16 protein-coding genes and 1 pseudogene are annotated in these 24645 nt (G+C 33.8%); 16 read left to right on the top strand and 1 reads right to left on the bottom strand.

Annotation, left to right across the window (positions count from 1 at the left end):
* Nucleotides 1-51 precede the first annotated feature (51 nt).
* The 11 genes and pseudogenes from nrfD to queG form a co-directional block, all read left to right on the top strand.
* Nucleotides 52-1473: pseudogene (nrfD, locus tag ACFQ1R_RS04430) on the top strand (NrfD/PsrC family molybdoenzyme membrane anchor subunit); the annotation flags it as partial.
* Between the two features lie 39 nt (nt 1474-1512).
* Entirely contained in the window at nt 1513-2043 is a 531-nt protein-coding gene (locus ACFQ1R_RS04425) for a DUF3341 domain-containing protein (protein WP_379924898.1), read from the top strand.
* A gap of 5 nt (nt 2044-2048) precedes the next feature.
* Nucleotides 2049-2627: a c-type cytochrome gene (locus ACFQ1R_RS04420; protein WP_379926304.1), complete on the top strand. Its 579-nt coding sequence runs from the start codon at nt 2049-2051 to the stop codon at nt 2625-2627.
* 2 nt (nt 2628-2629) lie between these two features.
* Nucleotides 2630-3976: a quinol:cytochrome C oxidoreductase gene (locus ACFQ1R_RS04415; protein WP_379924897.1), complete on the top strand. Its 1347-nt coding sequence runs from the start codon at nt 2630-2632 to the stop codon at nt 3974-3976.
* Between the two features lie 30 nt (nt 3977-4006).
* Nucleotides 4007-5074: a cytochrome c oxidase subunit II gene (locus ACFQ1R_RS04410; RefSeq protein WP_379924896.1), complete on the top strand. Its 1068-nt coding sequence runs from the start codon at nt 4007-4009 to the stop codon at nt 5072-5074.
* 26 nt (nt 5075-5100) lie between these two features.
* Nucleotides 5101-6891 (top strand): cytochrome c oxidase subunit I, encoded by a 1791-nt coding sequence (locus ACFQ1R_RS04405; protein ID WP_379924895.1) that lies wholly within the window; start codon nt 5101-5103, stop codon nt 6889-6891.
* A gap of 281 nt (nt 6892-7172) precedes the next feature.
* A complete protein-coding gene (locus tag ACFQ1R_RS04400) occupies nt 7173-11279 on the top strand; it encodes an Ig-like domain-containing protein (protein ID WP_379924894.1) in 4107 nt (1368 codons plus the stop codon).
* Between the two features lie 28 nt (nt 11280-11307).
* Nucleotides 11308-12258: a PorP/SprF family type IX secretion system membrane protein gene (locus ACFQ1R_RS04395; RefSeq protein ID WP_379924893.1), complete on the top strand. Its 951-nt coding sequence runs from the start codon at nt 11308-11310 to the stop codon at nt 12256-12258.
* A gap of 18 nt (nt 12259-12276) precedes the next feature.
* Entirely contained in the window at nt 12277-14166 is a 1890-nt protein-coding gene (locus ACFQ1R_RS04390) for an OmpA family protein (protein ID WP_379924892.1), read from the top strand.
* A gap of 170 nt (nt 14167-14336) precedes the next feature.
* The gene (ruvB, locus tag ACFQ1R_RS04385) at nt 14337-15365 is read left to right on the top strand and encodes a Holliday junction branch migration DNA helicase RuvB (RefSeq protein ID WP_379924891.1); all 1029 of its coding nucleotides are present in this window, start codon (nt 14337-14339) and stop codon (nt 15363-15365) included.
* Nucleotides 15366-15389: 24 nt separating this feature from the next.
* Nucleotides 15390-16352 (top strand): tRNA epoxyqueuosine(34) reductase QueG, encoded by a 963-nt coding sequence (gene queG, locus ACFQ1R_RS04380; protein WP_379924890.1) that lies wholly within the window; start codon nt 15390-15392, stop codon nt 16350-16352.
* A 2-nt stretch (nt 16353-16354) separates the two neighbouring features.
* Here queG and ACFQ1R_RS04375 read toward each other — a convergent pair whose 3' ends face one another.
* Nucleotides 16355-17392, bottom strand: a complete 1038-nt coding sequence (locus ACFQ1R_RS04375; RefSeq protein ID WP_379924889.1) for a LacI family DNA-binding transcriptional regulator — start codon at nt 17390-17392, stop codon at nt 16355-16357.
* 173 nt (nt 17393-17565) lie between these two features.
* Between ACFQ1R_RS04375 and ACFQ1R_RS04370 the strand changes: the two genes are divergently transcribed.
* The 5 genes from ACFQ1R_RS04370 to gtfA all read left to right on the top strand — a co-directional run bounded on the left by ACFQ1R_RS04370 (nt 17566) and on the right by gtfA (nt 24560).
* Nucleotides 17566-20193: a TonB-dependent receptor gene (locus ACFQ1R_RS04370; RefSeq protein ID WP_379924888.1), complete on the top strand. Its 2628-nt coding sequence runs from the start codon at nt 17566-17568 to the stop codon at nt 20191-20193.
* Between the two features lie 97 nt (nt 20194-20290).
* Nucleotides 20291-20632, top strand: a complete 342-nt coding sequence (locus tag ACFQ1R_RS04365; RefSeq protein ID WP_379924887.1) for a glutaredoxin family protein — start codon at nt 20291-20293, stop codon at nt 20630-20632.
* Between the two features lie 59 nt (nt 20633-20691).
* Nucleotides 20692-21990, top strand: a complete 1299-nt coding sequence (locus ACFQ1R_RS04360) for an MFS transporter (RefSeq protein ID WP_379924886.1) — start codon at nt 20692-20694, stop codon at nt 21988-21990.
* Nucleotides 21991-22042: 52 nt separating this feature from the next.
* Nucleotides 22043-22984, top strand: a complete 942-nt coding sequence (locus ACFQ1R_RS04355) for a carbohydrate kinase family protein (protein ID WP_379926303.1) — start codon at nt 22043-22045, stop codon at nt 22982-22984.
* Between the two features lie 10 nt (nt 22985-22994).
* Nucleotides 22995-24560: a sucrose phosphorylase gene (gene gtfA, locus ACFQ1R_RS04350; RefSeq protein WP_379924884.1), complete on the top strand. Its 1566-nt coding sequence runs from the start codon at nt 22995-22997 to the stop codon at nt 24558-24560.
* Nucleotides 24561-24645: the final 85 nt, after the last annotated feature.

Genomic DNA, 24645 nt, shown 5'->3' with positions numbered 1-24645 from the left:
AAATGTAAACAACTTTAACTTTTAAACACATAAACATTTAAATAATAAAGAATGGCGTCTCATTACGAAGCACCTATTAGAAGACCCTTAGTTACAGGCGAAAAATCATACCACGATGTTACTGTGGATGTGGCAAAACCTGTTGAAGGAAAAGCAAATAAACAATGGTGGATAGTTTTTTCTATTGCACTAGTCGCTTTCCTTTGGGGTATTGGATGTATTTTATATACCATATCAACAGGTATTGGAACTTGGGGTTTAAATAAAACCGTAGGTTGGGCTTGGGATATTACTAACTTCGTTTGGTGGGTTGGTATTGGTCACGCAGGTACACTTATTTCAGCAGTACTTTTACTATTCCGTCAAAAGTGGCGTATGGCAATCAACCGTTCTGCTGAAGCGATGACTATTTTCTCGGTAGTTCAAGCAGGTTTATTTCCAATTATACACATGGGTCGTCCATGGTTAGGATACTGGGTATTGCCAATTCCAAATCAATTTGGTTCGCTTTGGGTGAACTTTAACTCACCATTACTTTGGGACGTATTTGCAATTTCAACGTATTTATCAGTATCGTTAGTATTTTGGTGGACAGGTTTATTACCAGATTTTGCGATGCTACGTGATCGTGCGGTTAAGCCTTTTCAAAAGAAAATATATTCATTATTAAGTTTCGGATGGTCTGGTCGTGCTAAAGATTGGCAACGTTTTGAAGAAGTATCGTTGGTACTTGCAGGTTTAGCAACACCACTTGTACTTTCTGTACATACTATTGTATCTTTTGACTTCGCAACGTCGGTTATACCAGGTTGGCACACAACTATTTTCCCTCCATACTTCGTTGCTGGAGCGGTATTTTCAGGGTTTGCCATGGTAAATACACTTCTTATTATCATGAGAAAAGTGTGTAACCTTGAAGATTATATCACAGTACAGCATATCGAATTAATGAACATTGTAATTATGATTACAGGTTCAATAGTAGGAGTTGCATATATTACTGAGTTATTTATTGCATGGTATTCTGGTGTAGAATATGAGCAATATGCATTCTTAAATAGAGCAACTGGTCCTTACTGGTGGGCATATTGGGCGATGATGACGTGTAACGTATTTTCTCCACAATTTATGTGGTTCAAAAAATTAAGAACAAGTATCATGTTCTCATTCTTTATCTCTATTGTAGTAAATATAGGTATGTGGTTTGAGCGTTTTGTAATCATCGTAACATCGTTACACCGTGATTATTTACCATCATCATGGACCATGTTCCAACCAACATTTGTTGATATCGGTATTTTTATAGGAACAATTGGATTCTTCTTTGTATTATTCTTATTATACTCTAGAACGTTCCCAGTAATTGCGCAAGCAGAGGTGAAAACAATTTTAAAATCTTCTGGTGAGCGTTATAAAAATATTAGAGAAAGAGGCGAAAGTTTGGTAGGAACAGGTGCTGATGTAAGAACGTCTGGAGATAAAGGTACTAACAAAAAAAACGAAGCGTAGGCAATGGAAGCATCTAAAGTAATACACGCTATTTATACGGATGATGATATATTAATGTCTGCTGTTAAGAAAGTTAAAGCAGAAAGATATCACATAGAAGAAATATACACACCATTTCCGGTGCACGGATTAGACAAAGCAATGGGTTTAGCTCCAACGCGTATAGCTATAACAGCATTTATGTATGGTTTGGTTGGTTTATCAGTAGCTATCACAATGATGAACTTCATTATGATAGAAGATTGGCCACAAAATATTGGAGGAAAACCAAGTTTTAGTTACATAGAAAACATGCCAGCATTCGTGCCGATTATGTTCGAATTAACAGTGTTTTTTGCTGCACACTTAATGGTAATCACATTTTATTTAAGAAGTAGAATGTGGCCATTTAAAAACGCTGAAAATCCTGACCCAAGAACGACTGATGACCATTTTCTAATGGAAATAGCAGTAGATGGAAATGAAGAAGCTTTACAAACTTTACTTAAAGATACTGGAGCCGTGGAAATTAATTTAATTGATAAAGCGCATTAATGATGATGAAAAGCTTAATTAAAATAGTAACAATAGCAATTGTTTTAGTAACTGTATCATGTAAAAAAGATACAGCACCTAACTATCAATTCATGCCTAATATGTATGAATCTGTAGGTTACGAAACCTATAGTGAATCATCAGCATTTAAAAATGGCATTGAAGCACAATTACCTGCTGAAGGTTCTGTAGCTAGAGGTCATATGCCTTTTGATATTGAGAACTCAACCGAAGGTTATATGTTAGCCAAAGAAACTTTAAAAAGTCCTTTAGATTCCGCCCAAGTAAACTTAGAAAAAGGTAAAGTATTGTTTGATATTTACTGTGCTATTTGTCATGGAGCTAAAGGTGATGGACAAGGGAACTTAGTAAAGCGTGAAAAAATACTTGGTATCCCAAGTTATGATGATGCTGGTAGAGCAATAAACGAAGGAAGTATTTATCATACTATTTACTATGGTAAAAATGCTATGGGTTCGTATGCTAACCAGTTGAAAGAAGAAGAGCGTTGGCAAGTAGTAAATTATGTACTTCAATTAAAATCAGAATTAGAAGGAAAACAGACTGTTAAAGATTCAATATAGTTATGTATACATTTTCAAATAAATTAAAGACATTTTCTTTCGCACTTATAATCATAGGAATTATAGGAGTAGGATATGGTTTTATGACATCTCATAAATCTTTTGAAGAAGTGGAAACCTTACTTGCAGAAGAATCACATCATGGGGGTGGTCATGCTGAAGTTGCTGAAACAACTTCAAGTCATGATGCACATGAAACTGAAAAATCTAATGGAGCTGATGCACACGGAAACGAGCATAAAAAACATATTGAACACGTACAACATCAAATAGCAAACAGACCTTGGTCTGCGCTATACGTAGCAGCATTTTTCTTTATGATGATTGGTTTAGGAATATTAGCATTTTATGCAATTCAAATTGCATCACAAGCAGGATGGTCACCAGTTTTATTTAGAGTTATGGAAGCTATGACATCATACGTATTGCCAGGTGCTTTGATAGTATTAGGAATTGCAGTAGCATCTGGTACAATTGGTCATTACAATTTATTTGTATGGATGGATCCAGAAGTTGTAGCTCATGATAAATTAATTCAAGGTAAGTCTGGTTGGTTAAACATAGGCTGGTTTACATTTAGAGGATTGGTTTTTATAGCAGGATGGAGTTTATACCGTCATTTTGCGCGCAAATTTTCAATTGCACAAGATACTGCTGAAGATACAAGTAACTTTAAAAAATCATTCCGTATAGCTGCAGCATTTTTAGTATTCTTCATTTATACAGAATCAATGATGTCTTGGGATTGGATAATGAGTGTTGATCCACACTGGTTTTCAACCTTATTCGGATGGTATGTGTTTGCTAGTATGTTTGTAAGCGCAATTACTGTTTTAGCATTAATTACAATTTATTTAAAATCTAGAAATTTTTTACCTTTCGTAAACGAAAATCATTTACATGATGTTGCTAAATTCATGTTTGCATTTAGTATTTTCTGGACGTATTTATGGTTTTCACAATTCATGCTTATTTGGTATTCTAACATACCAGAAGAGGTGACTTACTTTATATCACGTTTTAAAAGTTACCAATTACCATTTTTAGGTATGGTAGTTATGAATTTTGTATTCCCAATTTTAATGTTGATGAATGCAGATTACAAACGTATTCCTTGGTTTGTTGTTATGGCAGGTCTAGTAATATTAGGTGGTCACTACATAGATATTTTCAATATGATAATGCCAGCTACAGTAGGAGACCGTTGGTTTATAGGTATTCCTGAAATTAGTGCAGTATTATTATTTGCTGGATTATTTATTTTAGTAGTATTTACCGCTTTAACAAAAGCTCCTTTACTTGTAAAAGGGTATCCTTTTAGAAAAGAAAGCGAAGATTTTCATTATTAATTAAGATATAAATAAAGACTAACGATAACAATGACTGCTTTATTAACAATTATAATTCTAGTATTTATTTCAGTTGCCATTTGGCAAATGGTAAAAATTTTCGATTTAGCTCAAGCTAAAAGCGATAATTCTCAAGTAGCAAACGATAAAGATAATACGTTAAATGCATACTTAATGATGGGCTTTTTAGCTTTTATATACATCATTACTATTGTATGTTTTGTTAAATGGGGAGATTTACCATTACTATCTAACTCAGCTTCTGAACATGGTCCAACTATTGATAATTTGATGATCATTTCTATGGTAATCATTTTTATCACACAAACTATCACACAATTTTTATTACACTATTTTGCTTTTAAATACAAAGGTGAAAAAGGTAGAAAAGCATTGTTTTTTGCTGATAATAATAAATTAGAAGCTATATGGACAATTATTCCAGTTATTGTTTTAGCAGGTTTGATCATTTATGGTTTAAACACTTGGATTAACATTATGGGTGTTGATGAAAGTGATGATCCTATGGTTATTGAGTTATATGCACAACAGTTTAACTGGAAGGCAAGATATGCTGGTGCAGATAATACATTAGGAAAAGCAAATGTGCGTTTAATTGATATTGACCGTGCAAATATTTTAGGTTTAGATGAAGCAGATCCAAATGCACAAGATGATATCATTACATCAGAATTGCACTTGCCAGTAGGAAAACCAATATTATTTAAGATGCGTTCACAAGACGTATTACACTCCGCTTATATGCCTCATTTTAGAGCACAAATGAACTGTGTTCCAGGTATGATTACTCAGTTTGGTTTTACACCAACAAAAACAACTGCCGAAATGAGACAAACTCCTGAAATGATTGAAAAAGTAGCAAACATTAATAATATTAGAGTTGAAAAAAGTAAAAAGCTTATTGCTGAAGGAGGCGAAGCTTTAGAAAGATACGAGTTCAATTATCTTTTATTATGTAATAAGATTTGTGGAAAATCGCACTACAATATGCAAATGAAGATTGTTGTAGAAACACAAGAAGAATATAATGCTTGGATAAAAGAGCAAAAAGAATTCAAAAACTCTCTAGTTAACTAATTTAAAAAGAAAATCGATATAAGATTATGTCAGCACACGAAGATACTCACGCTCACGACGATCATGGACATCATCATAAAGAAACGTTTGTAACTAAATATATTTTTAGTCAAGATCACAAAATGATTGCTAAACAGTACCTTATTACAGGTACTATAATGGGCGTTATTGGTGTTTTAATGTCTATGATGTTTCGAATGCAAATTGCATGGCCAGAGCAACCTAATGTTTTGTTTGAAGCATTGTTAGGTAGATGGGCACCAGAAGGTGTTATGGATGCCGATATTTATTTAGCTTTAGTTACAATACATGGTACTATTATGGTATTTTTTGTACTAACTGCTGGCTTAAGTGGTACGTTTAGTAACTTGTTAATTCCATTACAAATTGGAGCACGCGATATGGCTTCAGGTTTTTTAAACATGGTATCTTATTGGTTATTCTTCTTATCAAGTGTAATCATGGTATTGTCTTTATTTGTTGAAGCTGGACCTGCAGCTGCTGGTTGGACTATTTATCCTCCATTAAGTGCATTACCATTAGCACAAGGAGGTTCTGGTTTAGGAATGACTATGTGGCTAGTTTCCATGGCTATTTTTATTGCATCTTCATTATTGGGTTCATTAAACTATGTAGTTACAGTAATAAATTTGCGAACAAAAGGTATGTCTATGACGCGTTTACCTTTAACTATATGGGCATTTTTTATTACTGCTATTATAGGTATTATATCATTTCCAGTATTATTATCTGCAGCTTTATTATTAATAATGGATAGAAGTTTTGGAACATCATTTTTCTTATCTGATATATTTATACAAGGTGAAGTGTTACATTATCAAGGTGGTTCTCCTGTATTGTTTGAGCATTTATTTTGGTTCTTAGGGCATCCAGAGGTATATATTGTAATTTTGCCTGCAATGGGTCTTGTTTCTGAGATTATGGCATCAAACTCACGTAAACCAATTTTTGGTTATCGTGCAATGATTGCTTCTATATTAGCTATTGCTTTCTTATCAACAATTGTTTGGGGGCATCATATGTTTATATCAGGTATGAATCCATTTTTAGGTTCTGTATTTACATTTACAACCTTATTAATTGCAATTCCTTCTGCTGTAAAAGCATTCAACTGGATAACAACTTTATGGAAAGGTAATCTTCAGATGAATCCTGCTATGTTATTCTCAATTGGATTTGTTTCAACATTTATTACAGGTGGTTTAACAGGTATTATTCTTGGAGATAGTGCTTTAGATATTAATGTTCACGATACTTATTTCGTAGTAGCTCATTTCCACTTGGTAATGGGTATATCTGCACTATATGGAATGTTTGCTGGTATTTACCACTGGTATCCAAAAATGTTTGGACGTATGTTGAATAAAAACTTAGGATACATTCACTTCTGGATAACTGCGGTTTGTGCTTATGGTGTATTTTTTCCAATGCACTTTATAGGTATGGCGGGTTTACCACGTCGTTATTATACAAATAGCAATTTTCCATTATTTGATGATTTAGCAAATGTTAACGTAATTATTACCATTTTTGCTTTAATAGGTGGTGTGGTTCAAATAATATACTTGTATAACTTCTTTAGCAGTATCTTTTACGGTAAAAAAGCAACTCAAAACCCTTGGAGTTCAACTACTTTAGAGTGGACAACACCAGTAGAACATATTCATGGTAACTGGCCAGGTGAAATTCCTCATGTTTATCGTTGGGCATATGATTATAGCAAACCAGGCCATGATGTAGATTTTGTACCTCAAAATATTCCATTAAAGGAAGGCGAAGAAGAACTTCAACATTAAAATACTTAACATAAATATAAAAAGCCCACTTATACCAAGTGGGTTTTTACGTTTAAATGCATTTTTTTTCGATGAAATGTAAAATAAATTAAAAAATATCGCTGAAATACAAAAAAATCAGTTAAATTGCATTGTTTTTAAAATGTAGGATTAATTCTATTGTCAACTTAATAGAATTAGCAAGTATTTAAAACAATTTAATATTAATAGGATTTTAATCTATTTCAGTTATGATAACAAATAGTTTACTTGGAAAAGTTTTAAAGTACTTTTCCTTTATTTTGATATTATTATGGTCATCTTTTTCCAGCCATGGTCAGTGTCCTACTATACCAGTTTCCAATCCATCACCAATATGCGATGCATCTGGTTTTACATTTGCTAATTTAAGCGCTTATGCTAATGATAATGGTGGCGGCATTGTTTGGTATCCTACAAGCACTGGTGGTAGTGCTTTCAATGCAAGTCAGTTAGTAAAACAAGGTGTTACTTACTATGCTGGTGATAGTTCTGGTTCTTGTGGTTCAAGAATGTCAATAGTTGTAGATTTTCAAGTAGACCCTTCAGGAAAAAATTTAGACCGCATTTATTGTAGTAATGACAATGCAACAATACAAACATATATTGATGATGTTTTACAATCTGGAATCCCTTCTGGAGGTACTGTTAGGATTTTTTACGATTTTGGTTTAACAAACCAAGCAAATACAACCGATGCAATTCCTAACGGCGCATCAAATTATTATGTTGTTTTTGTAGATAATGGTGGTTGTGAAAGTCAATTAGAAATTGGTCAAGTAGGTGTATTTAATGCTCCAGCCGACCCAACTCCACCATCGTCTCAACAATTTTGTGCAACATCTAATCCAGTAATTGGAAATTTAAATAGAGGTACAACTGCAACAAATTATAAATGGTATGCCAATGTTGATGTTTTTGGAGATCCCATTCAGCCAGCATTATCAGTTTTAACACCTTTGATTGATGGTAGAACATACTACATTCAAATTGATGATATTTTTTGTGTTAGTAATGCTATTCCTGTTACTGTAAACATTAATACACCAGCAAATGCTGGAACTCAAGCTACAATAGAATACTGTAATGATAGTTTGCCTACAAGTGACTTTAATTTATTTGACGAACTAGGAGGACTAAAAGATACAACAGGTACTTGGGCTGGACCATTAGCAACTTCAAATGGTTACCTTGGTACTGTAAATATTTCAACATTAACTACGGCGGGTAATTATGTGTTTACTTATACTGTGCCTAGTACTGGTGTTTGCCCAAATGGGGTTGCAACTGTAACTATTAGAGTTTACCAGACATTTAGTTCAGGAACAGCATTAAGTGCAGCGTCATTTTGCGAATCAACTGCGCCAACAGCCTTCGATCTATTTAGTTTATTGGCTAATGAAGACCCGAACGGACAGTGGACTCAAGGAACCTTAAGTTCAGATCCAGTAGTTACAAGCCCTATAGATTTAACAAGTTTAATTCCAGGAACCTATAATTTTACATATACGCAAAACTTAACCCCAAATCCTTGTACAGATCAATCTACAACGGTACAGATAATTATTTTACAAGATCCAAATGCGGGCAATGCTGTAAATCAAACATTTTGCGAAAATGATTTAGTTTCAAACTCTCCATTTAATTTATTTGATGCTTTAGATGGTTCACAAGATAATAATTCAGGTATTTGGACAGATGCAAGTAATATTACAATTTCAAACGTTTTAGATTTGAATACTTTAACCGTAGCAGGAAGTCCGTATTCTTTTAATTATACTATTGATAACGGAACATGTTCTGATACAGAAACCATAACCATAACCATTGAAGACGCACCAGAATCTGGTACAGCAAATGCACCAGCAGCGTTTTGTGAAGGATTAGCGCCAACAAGTTATAATTTATTCGATTTATTAACTGGTGAAGACGCAACTGGAACATGGTTTTCAGGAACAGATAATTTAGGGGCTTCCGTTTCAAATCCAATAGACTTATCAGGATTAACACCGGGTGATTATAATTTCACTTATGATGTTGATGCAATAGGAAGCTGTGATGATGTATTAGTAACCGTAATGATTACAATAAACCCGTTACCAATTACAGGAACACCAACGGCAGCTATATATTGTGAAAATGATTTGGCCGCAAACTCACCATTAAATTTATTTGGACAACTTACAGGAGAAGATGCTGGAGGTACATGGACAGATGATAACACAACAGGAACTTTAACAGGAAGCGATGTTAATTTAAATGCATTAGCAATTGGCTCATACAATTTCACTTATACAATTACAGACGTTAATGGCTGTTCAAACAGTTCAACAGTAGTTGTAACAGTTCAAGATGCACCAGAATCTGGAACAGCAAATACAGCAGTAGAGTTTTGCTTATCTGCTATTACACCAACACAAACCGTTAATTTATTTGATTTATTAACTGGTGAAGATCAAACAGGTGTTTGGAATGATGATAATGCTTCAGGTGCCTTATCTGGAAGTGTAGTAACCATTGCTGGTCTTTCAGCAGGTACTTATAATTTCACTTATGATGTTGATGCAATAGGAAGCTGTGATGATGTATTAGTTACAGTAAGTATCGTAATTAACGATACGCCTTCACCAACAGCTAATGCAAGTCAGGAATTTTGCGATACAGCAACAGTTTCAAATTTATTAGCAACAGGAACAGCTATAAATTGGTATGATGATGCTACCGGAGGAAGTCCTTTAGCAGGAACGCTCGCATTAATAAGTGGTGAAACTTATTATGCAACACAAACCGATGCAACTACAGGATGCGAATCTTCAGTTAGAACATTGGTAACTGCAACTATTTACCAATCACCAAAATCTGGAATTCCAAACCCTATAACAGTTTGCAATACCAATACAGCAGTAAATTTATTTACAGCACTAGATGGTTCGCAAGATGCTGGCGGAGTTTGGCAAGATACAGATAGCACAGGTGCTTTAACAGGAAATACTTTTAACGCTTCGGCAGTAACACCAGGAACATATCAGTTTACGTATTTAGTAACAGCATCTTCACCTTGCATTGATGCCAATACAATAATAACAATAATTGTAGAACCACCATTAAGTGCGGGAACAGATAATACTTTAGATGTATGTAGCAATAATGGAACAACCGATTTATTCACATTAATAGGAAGTGCAGATATAGGAGGAACTTGGTCGCCAGCTATGGCTAGTGGTACAGGTGTTTTTAATCCTTTAGTTGATACTTCTGGAACTTATAGGTACACTGTTACTAATGCATGTGGAACTGATACTAGCGAAGTAGTTGTAATAGTAACCCAAGCACCAAATGCAGGAACAAATAATACAACAACCATTTGTAGAGTAAATGGACAAATAGATTTATTTACATTACTAGGAAATTCGGCTCAAAGTGGAGGAACATGGTCGCCATTATTAACTAGTGGTACAAGTATATTTGATCCAAATGTTGACGCTTCAGGTGTTTATAGATATACAGTAACAGCATTAGCACCTTGTTCTCCAGATGATTTTGCAGATATTACTGTAACAGTAAACGATTCACCTCAAATAATTGTATTAGATAATAATCCAGCCTTTTGTAAGGTTGATAACCCAACGGTGGCCAATTTAGCAATAAGTATTCGTCCAACAGGAACAGTAAAATGGTATGCTGATGCAGCTTTAACAATACCTGTAAATCTAACAGATGCTCTAATAAATGGTGAAGATTATTTTGCAACCCAAACAACAGGTTCAGGATGTGAATCTTCACAAAGTGTTCAAATTACAGCAACTATTAATGATGCACCAACACCAACATTGGTTGATGCTTCACAGGAATATTGTGTAAACGATAATCCAACTATTAGCATCTTAACGGATAATATAACTGAAAAAAATGCAACAGCAAGCAATATAGTTTGGTATGATGCTGCTACTAATGGAAATATCATAAGCAGTTCAACGGCACTTACAAATTTAACAACGTATTACGCGGCACTTGTTGATGCTACTACTGGTTGTGAAAGTAGTGTGCGTTTAGCAGTAACTCCAGATTTAACTTCGTGTGGCATATTGGTTATACCAGATGGATTTTCACCCAATGGTGATGGTGTTAATGATACCTTTGATGTTGATAATCTAGATATTTTATATCCAAATTTTGAAATGGAAATTTACAATCGTTACGGTAGCATTGTTTATAAAGGCAATGCGTCAACACCGCGTTTTGATGGTAAATCTAACCAGCCAAGAAGTATTGGAAGTGGCGACCTACCCGTAGGTGTCTATTTTTATATTTTCAATTTTAATGATGGTTCTACAAAACCAAAACAAGGACGATTATACTTAAGCAGATAATTTTATAGAACCCAAATTTTAGAAAATCATGAAACATTTATATAGATATCATAAAATAGCTGCTTTAGTAAGTATTATACTAATGTCGCTTCAAAGTTTTGCGCAACAAGATCCTCAATTTACGCAGTACATGTATAATATGAGCGTTATTAACCCTGCGTATGCTACTTCAGAACAAGCCATTTTAAACCTTGGTGGTTTGTACAGAACGCAATGGGTTGGGTTAGAAGGCGCACCAAAAACAGGAACCTTTTTTGCACACACACCTATTAATGAGAAAATAGAAGTTGGTATTTCGTTTACCAATGATAATATTGGTGATGTTGTACAAGAAAATAACATTTATGCCGATTTTGCATATGTGTTACCAATGGGTTTAGAGGGTAAATTATCATTAGGTATTAAAGCAGGATTTACGCTTTTTGATACTAATTTTGATGGCTTTGTATTACAATCACCAACGGAAGATGTTGCTTTTAACGAAAATATAAACAGAGCATTCCCAAATTTAGGTATTGGAGCATTTTACTTTACGGATAATTATTATATCGGTTTATCAGCACCAAACATGTTAAACACAAAGCATTTAGAAACTGAAAACGGCATAAAAGCCACAGGCGTACAAAGTATTCACTATTTCTTAACGGGTGGTTATGTGTTTGATATTAACCAAAATCTAAAATTAAAACCAGCATTTATGGCAAAATCTGTTAGTGGTGCACCATTAGCTTTAGATATTACTGCAAATGTGCTAATTAATGAAAAACTTGAAGCTGGCTTAGGGTATCGATTAGACGATGCCATAAGTGGTTTGGTTGGATTTAGAATATCACCAGAATTAAAAATAGGTTATGCTTACGATTTTACAACCAACAACTTAGGTAATTATAATTCAGGATCGCACGAAATATTTGTTTTGTTTGATATTGATTTGTTCGGGTTTAAAGGTGGTTATGATCGTTCACCTAGATTCTTCTAACCAAAAATGATTACAATTATGAAAAAACATACATACATACTTGCAAGCCTTTTATTAGTTAGTGGAATCTCACTAGCTCAAAAAAGCAATTTAAAACGAGCTAATAAGCTTTTTGAAATGCGCGCTTATATTGAAGCTGCCGAAATGTACGAAACCAAAGAACGTAATCAAGAAGTGCTTCAAAATTTAGCCGATAGTTATTACTACAATGCAAACCTTCAAAAAGCAATTAAAGTTTATAGAGAATTGTTTGTTAACTATGGCGATTCTATTGATATTGAATTTCATTTTAGGTTTGCACAAGCACTAAAAGGCGTTAAAGATTATAAGGAAGCCGATGCACACTTAAGTAAGTATTACAATCAAAAAATTAATACATCTGCTTTTATTGAACTTACTGATCAAACAACACCGCACACATTTAAGTTAGACCAAATAGCTAATGAAATTGGTACTAACAGTGATTTTGGATTGTCTTTTTATGGTGATGATAAAGTAGCTTTTGCGTCAACTAGAAATACTGAAAACCCGTCGTATGCATGGAACAAATTACCTTATTTAGATTTGTATTCGGGTACATTATCAAAAGATGGCAAAATTGAAAATGTAATGCCCTTTTCAGATGAAATAAATACCGATTCGCACGAAAGTAATGCGGTTTTTACTAAAGATGGAAAAACCATGTATTTCAACAGAACAAACAATACGCGAGCCAAAACAGAAGAAGAACGTATTGCGCATGTTCAAATATTTAAAGCAGAATTGGTTAATGGTATTTGGACAAACGTTACCGAGTTACCATTCAATTCAAACAAATATAGTTGCGAACATCCAACACTAAGCAAGGATGGAAAAACGCTTTATTTTGCCAGCGATATGCCCGGAACTTTAGGAAGTTTTGATATTTACAAAGTTGCTATTAATGATGATGGCACTTACGGAACACCAGAAAATTTAGGCAATACAATAAATACAAAACACCGCGAACAATTTCCTTACATAAGCGATTTAGATGTATTGTATTTTGCAACCGATGGTCACTTAGGTTATGGCGGATTGGACGTTTTTAGAAGTAATTCGGTAAACGGAAGCTTCGATAAACCTGTAAATTTAGGAAGCTCTATCAATAGTAATCTAGATGATTTTGCTTATGCCATTCGCGAAAAAGACAATCAAGGATTTGTGTCTTCCAACCGAAGTGGTTTTGATAGATTATATGGTTTTGCTAGAGAAGAAAACATATTAACTAAATATTTGGTTGAAGGTTTGGTGCAAGATAAAAATAGTAAAGCGCTACTTCCTGGTTCGTTAGTTACGCTGTTTGATGATGCTGGCAATGTACTTCAAGATTCTATTGTTGGTGTAAAAGCCGATTATTTATTCAAAATTGAACCAAATAAAAAATATAAAATTCGAGGAACTCGTAAAGCCTATATTCCGCAAGACGTGGAATTTTCAACCGATAGCAAAGGAAAAATTCAGCATAACATCTACCTCATTTTAGAATCATTTGCCGATGCTGAAGAACGTGTGAAGGAAAACGAAAAAGGTGATGTGCAAGTGGAGTTAGACAAAATCTATTTCGATTTTGATAAATCTAAAATCCGTAGTGATGCAGCAACTACCTTAGATGTACTGGTAGATTTAATGAAAAAATACCCAACCATGGAGGTAGAAGTTTCTGCACATACCGATGCACGTGGTAACGACCAATATAATTTAGAGTTATCTAAACGTCGCGCCGCTTCAACTTTAGAATATTTAGTAAGCAAAGGCATTGAAAGAAACCGATTAAAAAGTATTGGTTATGGCGAAATGCAACCACTAAACAACTGTGTTAAAGAAGGTATTTGTGATGAAGAAGCGTATGATGTTAACCGTCGTTGTGAGTTTACCATTTTGAATTAAAACCCCATTTATTACCAATCATATAATTTGAAAAAGCCTTTCCTTAGTTTGGAAAGGCTTTTTCTTTATATTTGCTCAAATAGTTTTTTGTCATTTCAGCAAAGGTGGGAATCTACTATTTTTAAGATTTTACATAATAAATAAGTTTCCTGCCTTCGTAGGAAGTTACCATGAACGAAAACCTAGACCCAACTAACGAAAATTTTTCTCCTGAAGAATTAGATGTCGAAAAAAAGTTAAGACCCTTAGCTTTTGATGATTTTACGGGTCAAGACCAAGTGTTGGAGAATCTTCAAATTTTTGTTCAAGCAGCTAATTTACGTAAAGAAGCTTTAGATCATACACTATTTCATGGACCTCCAGGACTGGGAAAAACAACATTAGCACATATTCTGGCAAACGAATTAAACGTTGGCATCAAAATAACCTCTGGTCCTGTTCTAGATAAACCAGGCGATTTAGCAGGATTACTAACCAATCTTGAAGAACGCGATGTGTTATTTATTGATGAAATTCATCGTTTAAGTCCAATTGTAGAAGAATATCTGTATTCTGCCATGGAAGATTATAAGATTGACATCATGATAGAATCTGGCCCAAATGCAAGAACCGTTCAAATCAATCTAAACCCATTTACATTAGTTGGTGCAACTACGCGTTCAGGATTATTAACCGCGCCAATGCGTGCACGTTTTGGTATTCAAAGCAGATTGCAATACTACAACACCGAACTTCTAACAACCATTGTACAACGCAGTTCTTCCATTTTAAATGTGGCAATTTCCATGGAAGCTGCTATAGAAATTGCAGGTAGAAGCCGAGGAACACCACGTATAGCAAATGCATTACTGCGTCGTGTGCGCGATTTTGCTCAAATAAAAGGCAATGGTAAAATTGATATAAAAATTGCAAAATACGCCTTAGAAGCTTTGCATGTAGATGCACATGGTTTAGATGAAATGGATAATAAAATATTAACCACCATTATCGAAAAATTTAAAGGCGGTCCAGTAGGTATTACAACACTAGCAACAGCAGTAAGCGAAAGTGCTGAAACCATTGAAGAAGTTTATGAACCTTTTTTAATACAACAGGGTTTTATAATGCGTACACCTCGTGGACGAGAAGTAACGGAGCTTGCCTATAAACATTTAGGAAAAATAAAAGGACCTATTCAAGGTGGGTTGTTCCCCTCTTAATCTCCCCGAAGGGGAGAAATCAGTATGAAGAACAGAAACTTAAACGGTTTGAGTTCTCTCTCCCGAAGGGAGAGAGCTAGAGAGAGGGCTAACCTCATAAAAACCGAAGCAAAACGCCTCGGTTTTTTATCTTGTGGTATTAGTAAAGCGCAATTTTTAGAAGCAGAAGCACCTCGATTGGAAAAATGGTTAAAAAACAACATGCATGGTGAAATGCAATACATGGAAAACCATTTTGATAAACGTTTAGACCCTACAAAACTGGTTGAAGATTCAAAATCTGTTATTTCTTTATTATTGAATTATTATCCTGAAGAAACTCAAAACCAAAACACCTTTAAGGTATCAAAATACGCTTATGGTACCGATTATCATTTTATTATTAAAAATAAATTAAAATCACTTTTAAATTTTATTCAAGAAGAAATAGGTGAGGTTCATGGTCGTGCGTTTGTAGATTCAGCACCAGTTTTAGATAAAGCTTGGGCAGCAAAATCTGGTTTAGGTTGGATAGGGAAACACAGTAATTTACTAACGCAGCAAGTTGGTTCATTTTATTTTATAGCCGAATTAATTGTCGATTTAGAATTGGAATATGACTCTAAAACTACCGACCATTGTGGTACTTGTACCAAATGTATTGATGCTTGCCCAACCCAAGCCATCACCGAACCTTATGTGGTTGATGGTAGCAAATGCATTTCCTATTTCACTATTGAATTAAAAGAGAATATCCCAACCGAATTTAAAGGTAAGTTTGATGATTGGATGTTTGGTTGCGATGTGTGTCAAGATGTTTGCCCATGGAACAGGTTTTCAAAACCACATAACGAACCACTATTTAATCCGCATCCAGAATTATTATCCATGACCAAAAAAGATTGGGATGAGATTACCGAAGACGTTTTCAAGAAAGTGTTTAAGAATTCCGCAGTAAAACGTACAAAATTTTCAGGTTTAAAACGGAATATTGAATTTTTGAAATAAAGTTATTTCACAAGTTCTTTAGTTGATTCCCTTTTTACTAATGCAGTTTCTAATACAATTTCTTTGTAAACTACAGGTTTGTTTTTTTTAAGTTGTTTCATTTCTCTGTACAGTTGTTTAAAAGCTGCTCTACCCATTTCGTACCCAGGTTGATCTACGGTTGTTAAAGTTGGTGATATAACCGAAGACATAAACCAATTGCTAAATCCTACAATAGAGATGTCTTCAGGTACTTTTACACCTTGTTTGTTGAATTCTGTCATCGCTCCAATAGCCACCAAATCGGTGTTTATAAAAATACCATCAACATCGTTATGGTCATTTAATAATTGTTGTGCATTTTTTTTTCCTTCTTCAAAACTCATGTCGCCGCATTCGCAGATGTAAACCAAAGATGGGTCGTAAGGCATGTTATTATCTAGTAAGGCTTTTTTGTAACCAAGAAATCTGTCTATGGAGTTTTGAGGTAAAAGAGCACCTCTAAAATGGGCAATACGCTTGCAGCCTGTGTCTATTAAATGTTGCGTAGCCATGTAGGCTGCTTTTCTATCGTCAATAATAATTTTGGAGCATTTTACAATTTTTGCAATTTTATCGAACATCACCAATGGTTTATCTTGGGCTATAACTTCATTGAGATGGCTAAAGTTTGCAGTGCCATTGGCGAGTGATATTAAAATACCATCAACGCGTTGACTCATTAATAAGTCTATTTGTTTTTTTTCTAGTTCATACGATTCATTCGATTGAAGAATGATAACTAAATATCCTTTTTTTTCCGCTTGCGAAATAATACCTCTAATAACATTTGAAAAGAAATGATGCACTATAACGGGAATTATTAAACCAATGGTTTTAGATTCTTTGGTTCTTAAATTAACGGCAAACGTATTTGGTTTGTAATTTAGTGTTTTTGCTAATTCTTTTACCAGAGCTTTTGTTTTTGGACTAACATCAGAATAATCTTTTAAAGCTTTAGAAACTGTTGTTACAGAGATATTTAACTGTTCGGCAATTTGTTTTAAAGTTACAGGTTTCATAGTTTCTTTTCTATTTGAAAAGCTTAAATATACTAAAAAAACTAAAATCGAAAACGTTTTCGTTAATTTCGAAAACGTTTTCGTTGCGAATATCTTGATTTCAGGCTATTGTAAATGTAAATTGCATCATAATTAAACTAAAATATTATTAAATAACTAAAAATTAAGACACAATGAATTCAAAAAAACACACATGGAGTTTGTTATTTCTAATGTTGTTTTCAGTATCGGCAATTTTTGCACAATCAACGATTTCTGGAACAGTTAAAGACCAATCTGGTATGCCATTAGGAGGAGTAAACGTTATTTTAGGAGGAACAACTAAAGGTTCTGTTTCCGATTTTGATGGAAACTATTCTATTAACAATGTAGAAAATGGTACATATACTTTAAATGCTACATTTTTGGGTTACAAAGCTTTTTCGAAAAGCATTACAGTTCAAGGTAAAGATGTTATAATAAATTTTACAATGGCAGAAGATGCTGCTACTTTAGATGAAGTAGTTGTTACTGGTGTTGTAAATCCTAAATCTAAAATAGAATCGAGTGTATCGGTTTCTACAATGGATGTAAAGTTAATTGAACAAGCTTCACCAAGAAGTGCTGGAGAACTTTTTAGAAATGTACCAGGTATTCGCGCAGAGTCTTCTGGTGGTGAAGGTAATGCCAACTTTAACGTTCGTGGTGTGCCAATTTCTTCTGGTGGATCTAGATATTTTCAAATTCAAGAAGATGGTTTGCCATTAAATTTGTTTGGTGATACGTCTTTCGGAAATGCGGATAATTTTCTAAGAATTGATTCTAATATTGGAAGAGTTGAAGCTATTAGAGGTGGTTCTGCATCTACACAAACGTCTAATGGACCAGCAGGTATCATTAACATGATTAGTAAAACAGGTTCTACTGAAGGTGGCTCGTTTGGAACTACTTTTGGTTTAGATTATCAATCAAACAGATTAGATTTTGAATATGGAGCGCCATTAGAAAATGGATTGTCTTACCATATTGGTGGGTTTATGAGATCGGGTGAAGGTCCAAGAGAAATAGGTTATCAAGGTAATAAAGGTGGACAATTTAAAGCAAACCTTACTAAAACATTTGAAAATGGCTATGTACGAGTTTATACTAAGTTTTTAAACGATAAATCTGTAATGTATTTACCAATGCCAATGTTGCTTAAAGGCAGTAATTCTAATCCAACATTTGCAAATTTACCAGGTTTTGATATTACTAGTGATGCTGTACAATCAGCTTATTTACAACAAAGTGCAGGAACATCTCCATTTTCAGGCGAAAGACATGTGAATGATGTAAGAAACGGTAACAATCCTATTTCTAAAGCTTTAGGAGCAGAGTTTTCTTTTGATTTAGGAGACGATTGGAGAGTTGCAGGTAAAGCAAGATATTCTAACAATAGCGGTCAATGGGTTGCTCCTTTTACTGCTGCAGTAGGAACGGTTGCTGAAATTGATGCTACAGCAAGAGCTGCTGCTGGTGCAGGATCTGAACCATTAGTGTATGCTGATGGAGCTAGAGAAGCTTTTAACCCATCTAATGGATTAGCTCAAATTATACATATGTTTGATGTAACGGTTGATGACTTAAGCAACTTTTTTAGTGATGTAAAAATATCTAAAAAATTAAGTGATAATGTTGGTGTTACTGCAGGTTTATTCAGTGCAACACAAAACACTAAAATAGGATGGCAATGGAGTTCTTTCCTATCTGAAGTTAAAGGTGGTGGAGAAGCAAGATTAGTTGATTTTGATGGTTTTTCTAGAGGCGGACAATATTCTTACGGAACACCTGTTTGGGGTAACTGTTGTCAACGTAAATACAATACAGTACACAATGTAAACTCGCCTTATGTAGGTGTTGATGCCGACTTAAGTGATAAATTAAATTTTGATGGTAGTATACGTTTTGAAAACGTGAGAGTTAATGGAAACATTCAAGCAGGTCCAACTAGCCAAGGTAATTTTGATTATGATGGTGATGGTATAATTCAAGGTATTGAGCAAAGTGTACCAGTTATTATTGGTAACGCTGGTCAAGTTATTAATGATAAATACAACTTCGTTTCTTATTCTGCAGGTTTTAACTATAAGTTAAATCAAGGTGCAGCGGTATTTGCAAGATATAGTTCTGGTGCATCAGGAAGAGCTTCAGATAGAAATAATTACGGCACAAACGGTAAAGCAGACGTACAGTTTGATGAAGTTTCTCAACTTGAAGTTGGTTACAAAAAAAGACTTAAAAATGGTATTCTTAACTTAACAGGGTTTATGAGTAATACCGATGAAGGTTTAAGTAATGAGTTGAACAGATCTGTAGGAAATCCATTTAAAGCCATTGGTATTGAAGCTGAAACAGGTTTAACTTTTGGTGATTTTGATTTAAACGGTTCTGTAACTTGGACTAAAGCTGAAATTGATGGTGGTGCAAATAAAGGTAACACTCCAAGAAGACAAGCCGATTTTGTTTACAACGTTTCACCAACATATAGTTTTGGTCAAACTAAGCAGCATATAGTAGGTTTAAGTGTTTTAGGTACATCTAAATCATATGCTCAAGATGATAATGATTTAGTAATGCCAGGTTATGCATATTTTAATTTAATTGCTAAAATTGGGTTAACTGAAGGGCTGTCATTAGGGTTTAATGTTAATAACCTGTTTGATAGTGTTGGTATTACAGAAGTTGAAGGTAATGGCGATGGTGCTTTTGGTTCAGATCGTTTAGTTAGAGCAAGATCTATTAGTGGTCGTTCTTCTACAATATCTTTACAATATAAATTTTAAAACTGGTTAATAGCAAATAGTTGGTTTTTAAGTGAGAAAAAAGAGTTGATGTTTTGGCAACTCAATGTCGGCTCTTTTTCTTTAAATTTATTCTAATATGAAATATTTAGCTTTTACATTTCTTTTTTTCATGGCTTTAAGTAGTAATGCAAAACTATTAAGTGATGATGTTTTTCAAGATCAAAAAACCATTATCGTTTATGGTAGTGATACATGTCATTATTGTACCGATACAAAAGCATTTTTAAAAGAAAAAAATGTAAAGTTTATTTATTATGATGTAGATGTAAACTTAGAAAAACAACAAGAAATGCTAAACAAATTAATAAAAGCAAACATTGATGTTTCAAGTTTAAGCTTACCCGTTATTGATAAAGGTGGTGAATTATTCACCAATGGGAAAGATTTTAGTGCATTTCTTGAAAGAATTATTAAATAAAATAAAAAACGGCAGTTATGTTAACCAAACCTAGATTAAGCTTTTGGCAAATTTTTAATATGAATGTAGGATTCTTAGGAATTCAATTTAGTTTTGGTTTACAACAAACCGCTGTTAACCCTATATTTTCTTTTTTAGGAGCGCATCATGAAGATTTACCATTATTAAACCTTGCAGGTCCAGTTACTGGGTTAATAATTCAACCAATAATTGGTGCTATTTCAGATAAAACTTGGTCTCCACGTTGGGGCAGACGTAAACCATTTTTCTTAATAGGAGCGCTAATAGGTAGTTTGTGTTTATTCGCATTTCCTTTTAGCCCAACACTATGGTTTGCCGTTGGTTTATTATGGATTTTAGATGTAGGTAATAATATGGCAATGGAGCCTTATCGTGCATTCGTTGGCGATAAATTACCAAACAAACAGCTAAGTTTTGGTTACCAAATGCAAAGTTTATTTGTAGGTGCTGGAATTGTTTTGGCTAATGCGTCTATTTTTCTTTTTCAAGATTGGTTTGGTGGCACAGAAACAGTTACAGAAGCTGTAAGCACTATTCCAAAATGGTTGTACTATTCCTTTTTTATTGGTGCTGTATTATCAATTGGAACCATATCGTGGTCTGTTTTAAAAACACCAGAAATACCTCCTTCTAATGAAGAGTTGGAAGATATTAAAAAACACAATGCTTTACCGTTTTCAGATAGGATTAAAACACCGTTTATTGAAATTGTTCAGGCTATAAAAGATATGCCAAAATTTATGTGGAAACTATCAGGTGTTTATCTATTTCAATGGTATGCTTTATTTGTGTATTGGCAATTTATTTCTCCCATGTTCGAAGAAAGTATGAGTTTCGATAAATCTCAGGCGTTAAGTCAAGCTGCAAAAATGAATACAACTTATAATGTTTCTACTATTGTTTTCGCATTGGCGTTGGTGCCGTTAGCGTTAAAGTTTGGAGGTAAAAAAGTATATGTAGTAAGTCTGTTTTTAACAGGAATTGCAATGCTTTCTATTCCTTATATACAAGATCCTCTATTGGTAATTTTACCTATGATTTTGTTTGGTATAGGTTGGGCAGCTATGATGGGTATTCCGTATTCAATGGTTTCTAAAATTGTACCTCAAGAACGCCGTGGTGTTTATATGGGCATATTGAATATGATGATTGTTATTCCTATGGGAATTCAAACCTTAACATTTGGTCCAGTAATGAAGAATTTATTGGATAATAGTGCGGTTAATGCCATCCTATTTGGAGGTGTCTTTTTTGTAATTGCAGGCATATTAGCGTTGCGACTTAAAGAACCAGAAACAGAAGATGAAAATATTGTTATTAGTGGTGTTGGACATTAATTAAAATTTTTTTGAGCTTATTTATAAAATAGGATTAATTAAGAAATAGATTATTTTGAAGAATAAAATAAAAGATATAGATGTTTTATGCGTAGGCGAAGTGCTTGTCGATTTTATTGGGCATCAAGCAGGCGTACAAATTAACAATACAAGAGATTACCACAGATATTTAGGTGGTTCGCCTACTAATGTAGCGATGAATTCGGCTAGATTAGGATTGAAATCTGTTTTAGTAGCAACGGTTGGGAATGATGGTTTTGGAGAGTATATTTTTGAAAGGTTGGGCGAAGTTGGGGTAATAACCGATTTTGTTAAACAGGTTGAAGATGTGCCTACAAGTGTCATTTTTGTGTCAAGAACCGATAGCACTCCAGATTTTATACCTTTTAGAAAAGCAGATTACCACATTACAGAAGACCAAATATCGGAAGCAATACTTTCAAATACCAATATTTACCATACAACTTGTTTTGCATTAAGCAAAAAGCCAGCGCAAACCACAATTTTAAAAAAGGCTGCGGAAGCACATCGTTTAGGGTGTAAATTAAGTATCGATGTTAATTATGCTAAAAAATTGTGGGAAAGTCAAGAAGAAGCACTTAGTGTTATTAAGGCCTACTGTCAGTTAAACCCATTGGTAAAGGTTAGTGAAGACGATATGTTGCGCCTTTTTGAGAAAGAATTACCACATGAAGATATATTTGAATTCTTTCATTCACAAGGTGTGGATACTGTTTGCTTAACTTTAGGTAGTAAAGGGGTAAAATTATCACAAAAAGGAAAAAAAGTTATTCAGTTGCCAGCTATAAAAATTGATGTTGTGCAAGATGCTACAGGAGCTGGAGATGCTTTTTGGTCTGGGTTTTTATTCGCTTATATCAAGAAAAAACCCATAAAAAAATGCTTGGAAGTAGCCTTGAAACTAGCAGCTTTAAAACTTCAAAATGTAGGTAGATTGCCAGATAATATTAATATTTTATCTAAACTCTTATAGAATATAAACCATGATGCAAAAAAAAAATAGTATTCCAAATGGTGTTATGCTTAATGCATACCCAGATAGTATTGGGAATAATTTAAGCGACATTGTAAAAATGCTAGAAATGCCCGAATTTAAAGATGTCTTTTCTTTATTTTATGTGCTACCAACTTTTTTTAATAGCGATTTAGACAGAGGTTTTTCAATTATAGATTACAATCTTAATAAAGAATTGGTTTCAACTGAAGATTTAAAAGCATTAGAAGCATTAAATATTCAATTAAAGTTTGATATCGTTTTAAATCATCTTTCAGTCGCTTCACCGCAATTTAAAGATTTATTAAAACATGGTAATCAATCAAAATACAAAGATTTTTTTATTAATTGGAATGAGTTTTGGCAAGGACATGGTACGATGGGGGTTGATGGTGTTGTAATTCCAAAAGAAGAATTTCTCAATAAATTGTTTATGAGAAAATCTGGATTGCCTATTTTAAAAGTGCCTTTTCCTGACGGAACTAAAAAACCATATTGGAATACTTTTTATCAGAAAGTGAATGAGGATAACAGTTTTTTAGGCCAAATGGATATAAATGCAAATTCACCATTGGTTTGGGATTTTTATGCAGAAACTTTACAAAAAGTTAGTGGCTTTGGTGGTAAAATATTAAGATTAGACGCTTTCGCTTACTTACACAAAGAAATTGGTCAATCCAACTTTTTTAATAAACCAGGTACATGGGAATATTTAGAAAGAATAAAGCAAATAGCTCAAAAAAATGATTTAACACTTTTGCCAGAAATTCATTCTGAATATGGCTTGCATCTACACGATGAAGTAGCAAGTCAAGGATATTATATCTATGATTTTTTCCTTCCCGGATTAACCATTCATACCATTGAAAAAGCTAACAGTAAAGTGCTTTTAACTTGGGCTAAAGAAATTATAAATAAAGGCTATAAAACAGTAAATATGCTTGGGTGTCATGATGGAATTCCTGTTTTAGATTTAAAAGGGAAAGAAGTCGATGGTGTTTACAACAAAGGTTTGTTGGAAGATGCAGAGATAGAAGATATCATGAACAAAATAATGGAACGTGGAGGTAGAGTTAAAAACCTATACGACCCATCAGGCAATAAAATTTCGTACTACCAAGTAAATGCTACTTTTTTTAGTGCTTTAGGTGAAGATGAACAAAAACTATTGCTAGCCAGAGCTATTCAAATATTCATGCCAGGTATTCCGCAAGTATGGTATTTAGATATTTTTGCTGGTAAAAATGATTATGAAGCTGGCGATAAAGGAGGAAGTGCAGGGCATAAAGAAATTAACCGCACTACATTAACTTTAAAAGATGTTGAAGAAGGATTAAAAAAAGATATTGTAAAAATTCAGCTTGAACTTATTCGGTTAAGAAATACATCAAAAGCATTTTTAGGCAATATAGTAATTAACCACACTGCCGATGATTTGATAGATATAGAATGGGTTAACGGTATAGATAAAGCAAGATTAAAAGCAAACTTGCAAACCAAAATATTTAGTGTCACATTCACCCAAAATGGTGTACAAAAAAATATAATAATTTAATTGCGTTTTAAACATTAATTAACCTTAAAAAGAATAAGGTTTTAAAAAATAGGATTGTTATCTTTGTTCGATTAGTTAACTAATT

Source organism: Mariniflexile jejuense (assembly GCF_042675665.1).
Classification (GTDB): Bacteria; Bacteroidota; Bacteroidia; order Flavobacteriales; family Flavobacteriaceae; genus Mariniflexile; species Mariniflexile jejuense.
Note: the sequence above shows the minus strand (reverse complement) of the source record. Positions and strands in the feature narration are given on the sequence as shown.